We start from the raw sequence: 8478 nt of genomic DNA, 5'->3' as shown, positions 1-8478 counted from the left end.
AATAGAAAATTTACCATTTTTTAGTTATTTTCAGTTTGTTTTTTATGATTAAAATTTTCTAAAAACAACAACCGTTACATGTAAAAATATGTTATATTAAAACAAGAACAAATGTTCTTTTTTTAAAAAAAGGAGGAATTTTTTATGCTACAAGAACCTATTATCGTAAAAAAAGAAGCTTTCCACGCAATCGGCGTTTCGGTTACGACGACTAATGAAAAAGAGGCATCTACTGAAGGAAACATTCCACAACTTTGGAACCGATACTTTCAAGAACAAATGATGCATCACATCCCAAATCAACAAACGAAAGAAACATTCGCTTTCTACTCAAACTACGAATCAGATGAAACCGGTACATATCAATTTACAATCGGTATGCCTGTTTCTTCATTAGAAGACGTTCCTGAAAATATGACAACTTTAACAATACCTGCCGCTACATATGCGGTATTTACAACAAGAAAGGGACCAGTTGCTGAAGTCGTTTGTGAAGCTTGGGAATATATTTGGAAATGGTCGAAAGAAAATAAACGTGCCTTCACAACAGACTTTGAGCTTTACGATGAAAGAGCGTTAGATCCAAACAACGTCCAATTGGATATTTATATTGCGTTAGCCTAAAAAAAGATGCCCATTCGGCATCTTTTTTTGTCGTTAAATAGCTACTGGGCAAATTCATTATTATTGTCTACAATGAGAAAGTGCAGTATAGAAATATTAGAAACTGTATAAAACGATTGTTAATAGGTTTTTTAGTTTAAATTCGTCACATAGAAAGGAAGCAATATGGAGGAACTACAACAAAATAAAACTGCTTTAGAAGGAAGCGGAAAACCGTTATTAAAAAATACGAATTTCCTTTTTCTTTGGGCAGCTACTCTTTTTTCAAGCTTTGCTTTAGCCTTTTTTACTTTTTCACAAACGTGGTACATAGCAAAAACATTAAACCTTGAAGCTTCACTCGGTGTTGTTTTCGTAGCCCTTAGTGTTCCAAGGCTTATTTTTATGATTGTCGGCGGCGCTGTAGCTGATAAATTCCCGAAAAAAAACATTATGTTTTACTCCAATATCATTCGAGCGATTCTTGTCGCAACCATTCTCACATGGTTCATTGTCGGTGATGTAACACTATATACATTTGCTTTATTCGCTTTATTCTTTGGACTTGCTGATGCTTTCTTCTGGTCAGCAGATGGATCTATCTTACCGGAATTGGTAGAAAAAAGCCGGTTAACACAAGCAAATTCACTTACACAAATGACGAACCAAGCATCGGTCATCTTAGGCCCTGTACTTGGTGGTATACTCATTAAATTTACGAACTATGAGACAATCTTTTCCATTACGATTTTATTACTGATTTTCGCTGCCATACTCGTCCAAAAAATACAATTTACGATGCCAGAACAAAAAGATACAGATAAAGGTATGTTCACTTCCATTAAAGAAGGAATCTTATATGTAAAGGAATCGCCATTCCTTTCAACTTTCCTTATTTGTAGCGCTTTTTTAAATTTATTTTTAATCGGCCCGATGCAAGTTGGTTTCCCGCTTTTTGTTAAAAACGTTCTGCATGGTGATTCGCTCCAGTTTAGTTACTTAGAAGCATCTGTAGGCGGCGGAATGGCAATCGGTGCTATCATTGTCGGTTTAAAAAATATTAATCGTAGACGCGGTCTATTTTGTATTATCATGATGCTATTGTCTGGTGTATTCTTCTTAGCCATCAACTTTAGCACCGTACTTTGGCAAGCACTATTAGCCAGCATGTTTTATGGTATTACAATCGCAATGGCGATTGTACCGCTTATGGCAATGATTCAATCGACAGTAAAAGAAGAAATGATGGGACGCGTAATGAGTTTACTTATGCTATCATCAATGGGCTTTATCCCGCTCTCTTATGCATTCACATCACTTGCACTTGCAATGGGAATTCCAATCGTAACCGTTATGAAAAGTGGTGCAATAGCTGTTATTGTATTCGTACTATTTGTAGCGATTCGTGTTCCAGTTGTAAGGAAGTTCGATTAGCCACTTAGAGTCATGTATTATACGCATGGCTCTTTTTTGAATGGATCAAATAGTGATATTCCCTTACTTCTCCTTAATGCTGCTCCCCATTCTAATCCAACCTCTAAAAATAAATCTCGCACTGTACTGTATAAAAGTGCCCCAATGTCTTTACGAATTTCCCCATATTTATATGCTCTTACAACACTTTTCACGCGCCAAATTAAATTTCCATACACTTCTTCGTCAGCTAATATTTGCTCTAGTAAAACACCTTGTTCTAGTAACCCACTCTTTTTATACGCAAGCTCGACCTTACTCCAAAATATATTAATTTTCTTCGGATTACTCGTCATCGGCACCAGTGCGTATATAAAAGGCTTCGGTATATCATGACGGCAATACGTCTCATCAAACTCATACGTTCCTTTTCTTTTCTCTTTTATTTGTGAAATGTTTTTAGAAAGAATTGTTTTCCCAGCAATTTTTTGCTCATTTTTACTACAGCCAGTTGCATTATCCTCAGTTTTACAAGCGGACATTTTCATACGGTCATCCATGCGGTCAATTGCAGATGTAAGAAATACATATAAGTTCGCACTATACCCGCCGCGTTTATGCCTTTCTTTTGTTGCAACACGCTTTATAATTCCTAGTTCCTCTAACTTTGCAATTGAACGGCGTACTGTACGAATACTCTTTCCAACATTCGTCGCAATCGTCCCCATTAATGGACAAGCGACTCCTACTGTTTTTTGTTTCTCATTCACCGCATATTTTCCTAAAAAATGAATAATGATAGAATCAGTTTTATTCAATTGAAATCGGTAGCACTTCAAAACTTGTTTTTGATATGTATTAAACTCTTCTTTACTTTGAAATTCACTATATGGTTTCATTAAATTATATAAGCTTCCCATTTATATCACCTCATTTATAAGTAAGAGGCAGGAAGCGAAATTGGCGTAATAGTTAATATTTTTTAATGGAGATGAAAATATGATTGTAATTAGCGCTTGTTTAGGTGGGATTGCTTGCCGTTATGACGGGAATGACAATCTTGTTTCAAAAATAGAGGAGCTTCTGCAAAAAGAAGATACAGTCCTCATTTGCCCTGAAGTATTAGGAGGACTACCAACACCTCGTCCTTCCGCTGAAATTATTGGCGGGAATGGCGACGACGTTTTAGACGGAAAAGCGAAAGTGATAACAAAAAATGGTGAAGATGTCACAGCAGCTTTCGTAAATGGTGCTTATAAAGCATTAGAACAAATTAAAGATTTACACCCAGAATATATTATTTTAAAAGAACGCAGCCCATCTTGTGGTAGTTCTACGATTTACACTGGAGAATTTAACGGTAATAAGCAAACTGGTTTCGGAGTGACAACTGCTTTATTTAAAAGACACGGATTTAAAGTCATTTCAGAAGAAGAATTTGAAAACAAAAAAAGGAATTGACCCTGTTCGTCAATAAAGGTTATTTACGTTCGTTTTAAAAATAGTAATAAACCCTTATATATCAACGGTTTGTGTAACGTTAAAAATCATGAATAAATTTTAAATTTTATTCATTCGTTACCAAAATGTGACCATAAAAACAAAAGAGCACAGCGTGTATATATGGTGTTGGACCACCGTATATACCGTCCACCTGAGCTGACCAGGTAAACACTTGCTATACTCTCATGTGTTATTTTACCTCATACAAGGGGTATTAAGCAACGTTTACCAATAAATCGGTGACGTTGCTTTTTTGTTTCCAAAAAGGAGACAAACCGTTATGAAAAAGTGTATTGATGTATTAGCTCAACCAGAGTCCTATCATAATTTATCAACATTTTCAAATGTACAGGAATTAAATCAAACGATTAGAGTATACAGAGATGTAATTAAAACGTCTATTAAACGTGCAGATGTACAATCTAAATTAATTGCATTACTTGAAATTTTAAAGCGTCATAGCTGCAAATACGTAGGTGTTAGTTTCCTATGTAAAAATAGAATAGCTGAGATAATGAGCGTATCATATAAAACTGTACAACGTTTAATGACGAAACTTGTGACTTTAAGAATAATTAAGCAAATAGCCATGAAGCGAAAAAAAGATATGCGCCAAACTTCTAATGCAATTATTATCCAACCAATTGTAAATGAAGTGTCCCACAAGCGCCCTACTGAAACGACTAAGAAGTGTCCTACCGTTAAAACAAATACTAAAATCTTAAAACAAAAGAGTAAAGATATAAATAAACGTAATGGTAATGACAATAATGCTGTACCTAAAGAAAACATTAAATGTGCTGAATTTGTAGCCCACTGGGTTCCGAAACGTTTCGTTTCCCTAACTTCAGCATTTTATTCAAAAGCTAAAACAATTCAAGAATTTTGGAAGGTCGTAAAACAATGCAATTGTGTAATAAATCATACAACAGGCCAAACGGCGTTTGACAAAGAACAAGAACTACAAATTGGTGTACAAGCTATGAAAGAATTTGCGATGAAGGTAAAAGATGGAGTCAAAATGAAAAAGGGTAAGTTTGCGTATTTCAACGGTATCGTAAACAATTTGATGAACAAATATTATTTTGACCCTGAATTTGGTATGTGATGCTCTCTTTTACACTTCAGGTATCACATATACCTTTGCATATACACCTTGCTGCACAGCAAATTGTTCTAGCGTCTTTTGCCTAAATGGTGTGAGTGTAAAGAAATGAAGGATAGGGACTTTCCCGTTATATTTGTTTTTATAATACACCGTGAATTCACCATACTTATTCATTTTTTCACTGTTCACATTCATCATTTGTGTACGATCTATTTCGACTGCATTGAGAATCCCGTCACTATCACGGTACTTTACATCCGGAATAATGGTTCGCTTCTTGTCATCTACTTTATAACGTATAGGGGCTTCTATCTGCCAATCCTCAGGACAAAATAGATTCAGCCACGCTTCGTTTCTCATGAGGCTGTGTGCTAATCGAATGGTGGGCACAACCTTTTCTACATCATCGAATAGCGCACGTCCTTGTTTATTGAGGTAATATACATGCTCTTTTTTATAAACGGTACTATTCACATATGGACTTAAATCTTTTAAAATTCGATTTGCATTTCGAATTCCTCCCATATCGTGAATTGCCATTAAGTGTCTTCTTGTCGCAAATTTTAGCGTTCTAATCGAGGTCAAAATCATCATCTGACGATTCATTTTGATATGTGTCTGCATATGCATCCTTTTTCACCTCGTATTGTTTTAATACGCCCCACATCTGTTCATTTGAGATATAAGGGACTTGAATCTCTGTTAATCGATCAGTTTTAAAAAGCGCACGCCCTGGTATACTTTCAATCGATTCAAGACCAGTTTCATCGATGACAACTTGAGAAGCTGTTTGAGTTGGTAACCGAAATCCTAATTTTGCATCACTGTTTTGTTTCACTTGACGTGGTAAAGTATCGCCAGTAGGATATTGTGTGCAAAAAATCAATCGAAATCCTAATGCTCCACCAATTCGCGCTATGTGAGAAAGCATCTGTTGACAAGCTCCTAATAACTTTTGTTGTTCCCTATTCATACTTTTATCAGGACAAAGTTCTGCCCCTTCATCTACGATAATAAAGTAGCGTTCTCTTATATTTGTTTCTACCACATTGGTATAATGGTGTTCTTTCATAAAAAGCATTTTTTCTTCCATCTTTTTTAGAATCGCGCTTAATACCTGAAAAGCTTCCAGTGGCTTTTCTGCAATAGAATCAACCTGCTTTATGTTTTGGTATGGTCCGAACTCTAATCCTCCTTTTAAATCAATAATAAACAAGTGCGTATTGTTTGCTTGTGCAGTAATAAGAGATGTCATCACATTCTTTAGGAATACAGTCTTTCCCATACGAGTTAAACCACCTAATGTCATATGTGGTGTTTTATCAAAATCATGATAAACCAATTGTTCTAAACTTTGCCCGATTGGCACAAGCCATTTTCCAGCTTGAATTAAATTTGTTGACCATTCCCATTTCTTCGGTATTTCTTGATCGAATACACGTATGTTCAATTTATAATTGTCGTACTGAATTCGAACAGGTTTATTTAACCCTTCACTTACAACATCTTCAACTTTTTGAATAATTTTACTCGGCATACCAACAGGCAACTCATACACATATGTTGTACTTCGATCATCATGAGTTCGCTTCTTAAATGTTGGATAATGAATCCTATCATCTTTTTTAATTGCAATTCCTGACACTTCAAAAAATACTTGTATCTTCTTTTTATCATCTATTTTACTTTTAAACCGATCACTTACGAATGCAATAGTTAAAGCTGTCGTCGGGACCAATAGTAATTCCAGCATAAACATTTCTCCTTTAGATATCCTATAAGGATATCATTGCACTTTGTTGGAAGAAGACAGAACAAGCATTTTCGCTTATGAATTCTACTGTCCCTCTCTTCCACATCATATTCCTTCATAGAAACATAACGAGAACATAACGTAGAAGATATAAGAACGAGCCCGTAAGCGTCGTATACAAGGTTATACGTGGAAGCCAATGTGGAACACTCTTCCCCATTTTTTCAGCTACACTCATCGCAATTACAGACAAACCTGTTGCCGTCCAAATAATGACTGCTTCTCCTGCAAGTGTCATAGCCATTCCTCCTCAACCAGTTCCTCTTTCTCACGAAATTTAATCCCTAATTTGGTAGCTACAATTTGATACCGCTCCATTAAATCTTGCCAATTCAATATATCTTCCTCTTCTCCATATAAATCTTCTTCAATAACTTGTGATAAGTTGAAATACCCTTTGTATTCTTTATTATCAAATACTTCATGGTTCCTCATGTGAGTAAGAATAGATTCCGTCTCTTTTCTGGAACTTGATTCGTTATACATGTGACGTAATTCTTTTGATGAATATAAATACGGCGTTACATTGAGATAACTATACTGAGAACGCATGCAACCCTCTCCTCTCTTAATATCTACGATGCCATTTAGAATTCCAAGTAGAAGTCTTCGTGGGCTTCTGAGTGGAAGTAATATAGGTATATGATGTAGAACTTTAAAACTTGTTTGTCCACAAATAAAAATATTAGAGGTTTTTAAAAATTGAAATAGAACATTGAAAAAGGAGGGATTTTATGAAGTGTAAATTAAAGATAATCTTGGCCGAACGAATGCTAAAACAGTCTGATCTTGCGAAACTGGTGGGTATTACAGACCAAACATTAAGCATGATAGCAAGAGGAAAAAGTGAACCTACGTTAAGAGTTGCGCTTCGTATTGCAAAAGCTTTGGATCTGACTGTGGAAGAAATTTGGATTGAAGAGGGGAGATAATATAATATATGCCTAGACCCAAAACCAACTTGAGGATTGTAAAAGAAGTATACGGTGAACGAAAAATAGAGGAAGTTTTTGAAGAACTTTACGAAAGAAAATACGGATTAAAAGTTAAGGTGAGCAGGAAAACATCTGAAAAATTAGCCACTGAAAAACACCAAGAGAAAAAATATAACCAGGAGTAATTACAATGTCAAAACAACCATCATTCAAAACATTAAATCGAATTATTGAAAAATATTATGATCCTAAAAATGGATTAATTGAAGTAGAGCAATTTATCATAGGTTTTGAAGCGGAATCACTTTTTGTATTAGATTACAAAGGCATTATGTATCAAAAAACATCTGCTCTAAAATATGATCAGGGTTATGAAATCTTATTACTTCCTTATACAGAACTACATTCAAATTCTAAACAAGATTTACTGCAACTATTAAAGCGTAAAATAATTGTTTATTTCACGTATACAGATCATGATCAACAACAAGAAGACTTTATGCCCGATATAGGAAATCGAATTTTTTCATTTATGAGCCATATGTTAAAAGGTGCACAGCAAAATAAAAGAGCGATTCCAGTACGTTTTATTTTAATGGATATTGAAGCAATTGGTTTTATTCCTAAACTTTCTAAATTTATGGCTGGGTGTCGAGGCTTTAATGTAGGCACTTGTTTGTTTGTAGATGACAGATTGACACTGTCATATGGATATAATAAAGAACAGGTAGACAAAATGTACAATAACAGTGTAGTTACATCAAAATAAAATACTATGAATATGTATTAATTCAATACAACTTAAAATAGGAGGTTGAACACGTGAGTTATGATACCGTCGCATCGCTACAACGCATGCAACAATTACACCAAGCGCAAGCTGCTTCTGGAAAACGCATAGTGTTAAAAAGAGTTTATGAATCAGATAAAATTTCTGCGCTCATTATCGTTCTTTGTATTTTAGCTATCCCAGCAACAATGTGTATATCCCTTTTAGTTGGATTAGTGATCTATTACATTAGAGAATTTAAGCGTACAACATATTTAATTAAAAACGTTGCTACTGGAGAGAAGTTCAGAGTCGATAAACAAGACTTTAAACA

Annotated in this window: 13 protein-coding genes; 8 read left to right on the top strand and 5 right to left on the bottom strand. The window is 34.9% G+C overall.

Features of this window, described 5'->3' with window-relative positions; genetic code table 11:
• Positions 1-144: 144 nt before the first annotated feature.
• Both ACQGS6_RS18665 and ACQGS6_RS18660 read left to right on the top strand, forming a co-directional pair.
• Complete coding sequence (locus ACQGS6_RS18665) at positions 145-624, top strand: GyrI-like domain-containing protein (protein ID WP_000938791.1); 480 nt, start codon at positions 145-147, stop codon at positions 622-624.
• Positions 625-789: 165 nt separating this feature from the next.
• Positions 790-2037: an MFS transporter gene (locus tag ACQGS6_RS18660; protein ID WP_426965414.1), complete on the top strand. Its 1248-nt coding sequence runs from the start codon at positions 790-792 to the stop codon at positions 2035-2037.
• Between the two features lie 17 nt (positions 2038-2054).
• On the opposite strand, the gene ACQGS6_RS18655 is transcribed toward ACQGS6_RS18660, so the two are convergent.
• Entirely contained in the window at positions 2055-2936 is an 882-nt protein-coding gene (locus ACQGS6_RS18655) for a helix-turn-helix domain-containing protein (protein ID WP_426965412.1), read from the bottom strand.
• Positions 2937-3015: 79 nt separating this feature from the next.
• Between ACQGS6_RS18655 and ACQGS6_RS18650 the strand changes: the two genes are divergently transcribed.
• Entirely contained in the window at positions 3016-3477 is a 462-nt protein-coding gene (locus tag ACQGS6_RS18650; protein ID WP_000635484.1) for a DUF523 domain-containing protein, read from the top strand.
• Positions 3478-3799: 322 nt separating this feature from the next.
• Positions 3800-4627 carry a cytosolic protein gene (locus ACQGS6_RS18645; RefSeq protein ID WP_098487674.1) on the top strand — a complete coding sequence of 276 codons (828 nt, stop codon included), beginning with the start codon at positions 3800-3802 and terminating at the stop codon, positions 4625-4627.
• Between the two features lie 9 nt (positions 4628-4636).
• Here the strand turns inward: ACQGS6_RS18645 and ACQGS6_RS18640 are convergent, their stop codons facing one another.
• From ACQGS6_RS18640 to ACQGS6_RS18625, 4 genes are all read right to left on the bottom strand, one after another.
• Positions 4637-5257 (bottom strand): replication-relaxation family protein, encoded by a 621-nt coding sequence (locus tag ACQGS6_RS18640; RefSeq protein ID WP_426965411.1) that lies wholly within the window; start codon positions 5255-5257, stop codon positions 4637-4639.
• Complete coding sequence (locus ACQGS6_RS18635; protein ID WP_406644088.1) at positions 5199-6380, bottom strand: FtsK/SpoIIIE domain-containing protein; 1182 nt, start codon at positions 6378-6380, stop codon at positions 5199-5201. The genes ACQGS6_RS18640 and ACQGS6_RS18635 overlap by 59 nt, the downstream gene beginning before the upstream one ends.
• Before the next feature lie 115 nt (positions 6381-6495).
• Complete coding sequence (locus ACQGS6_RS18630; protein WP_000170777.1) at positions 6496-6678, bottom strand: hypothetical protein; 183 nt, start codon at positions 6676-6678, stop codon at positions 6496-6498.
• Complete coding sequence (locus ACQGS6_RS18625; RefSeq protein WP_426965410.1) at positions 6675-6992, bottom strand: hypothetical protein; 318 nt, start codon at positions 6990-6992, stop codon at positions 6675-6677. The genes ACQGS6_RS18630 and ACQGS6_RS18625 overlap by 4 nt, the downstream gene beginning before the upstream one ends.
• 182 nt (positions 6993-7174) lie before the next feature.
• Between ACQGS6_RS18625 and ACQGS6_RS18620 the strand changes: the two genes are divergently transcribed.
• The 4 genes from ACQGS6_RS18620 to ACQGS6_RS18605 form a co-directional block, all read left to right on the top strand.
• Positions 7175-7372, top strand: coding sequence for a helix-turn-helix transcriptional regulator (locus ACQGS6_RS18620; RefSeq protein ID WP_000649833.1), 198 nt, complete (start codon positions 7175-7177; stop codon positions 7370-7372).
• 8 nt (positions 7373-7380) lie between these two features.
• Positions 7381-7560 (top strand): hypothetical protein, encoded by a 180-nt coding sequence (locus tag ACQGS6_RS18615; protein WP_001137905.1) that lies wholly within the window; start codon positions 7381-7383, stop codon positions 7558-7560.
• Between the two features lie 5 nt (positions 7561-7565).
• A complete protein-coding gene (locus ACQGS6_RS18610) occupies positions 7566-8144 on the top strand; it encodes a type IV secretory system conjugative DNA transfer family protein (RefSeq protein ID WP_000043398.1) in 579 nt (192 codons plus the stop codon).
• Positions 8145-8197: 53 nt separating this feature from the next.
• Positions 8198-8478, top strand: a 281-nt coding sequence (locus ACQGS6_RS18605; RefSeq protein ID WP_426965409.1) for a hypothetical protein, incomplete at its 3' end; no start/stop codon positions are given.

This window comes from Bacillus sp. GMs2/2 (genome assembly GCF_050172095.1).
GTDB lineage: Bacteria > Bacillota > Bacilli > Bacillales > Bacillaceae_G > Bacillus_A > Bacillus_A cereus.
The sequence above is the reverse complement of the archived record's forward strand: the minus strand, read 5'-3'. Positions and strand labels throughout refer to the sequence as shown.